Raw genomic sequence first — 570 nt, 5'->3', positions numbered from 1 at the left:
GCTCCAGGACCAGTCCGAGGTGGTCCTCGATGTCGCCGCAGAGGGTCAGCGCGTAGACCGAGTCGAGGCCGTAGGTCGTCAGCGTGGCGCTGGTGTCGATGTCGGCGACGTCGAGTTGTACGTAGTGGGCGACCCGCGTGCGCAGCCAACTCCGCAGTTCGGTGTCCGACGGGGCAGACAGAGCTGACGGGGCCGATTCGGGGCTGTTCATGCCGTTCTCCTTGTCATCGATGGCGGCGGCTTGTCATCAACGGCGCCGCGGGCCGGGCAGGCGCCGGTTCGACAAGCCGAACCCGCGGCGGTCGCGGTGCCGGGCCAGGACCTCCGCCGACAGCCATTCGGTGACGTGCCGGGGCCGCTGCCCGGGGTCTCGGCCCATCCGTTCGGCGATCCGGCCCAGCGCCGCGACGGCCCAGCGCGGATCGCTGAGGAACGCGTCGTGGCGCTCCTGGTTGTGGAGCCAGATGTTCACGCAGGCGATCGCCGCGAGCACAGCGGCGTAGCGCGCCGCCAGCCGCAGCGCCTCGGGCCGGGCGGCGACGGTGAGGTCCCCGGGGGCCAGCGCGGCGC

At 72.6% G+C, this 570-nt stretch carries 1 protein-coding gene and 1 pseudogene; both read right to left on the bottom strand.

Features of this window, described 5'->3' with window-relative positions; all coding sequences use genetic code 11:
* The coding region (locus TN53_RS41915) for an acyl carrier protein (protein ID WP_046264152.1) at positions 1-211 on the bottom strand (211 nt) is incomplete at its 3' end.
* Between the two features lie 36 nt (positions 212-247).
* Positions 248-570: pseudogene (locus tag TN53_RS41910) on the bottom strand (acyl-CoA dehydrogenase); the annotation flags it as partial.

It is taken from the genome of Streptomyces sp. WM6386 (assembly GCF_000972385.1).
Taxonomy (GTDB): domain Bacteria; phylum Actinomycetota; class Actinomycetes; order Streptomycetales; family Streptomycetaceae; genus Streptomyces.
This window is presented reverse-complemented; position numbering and strand designations above follow the sequence as displayed.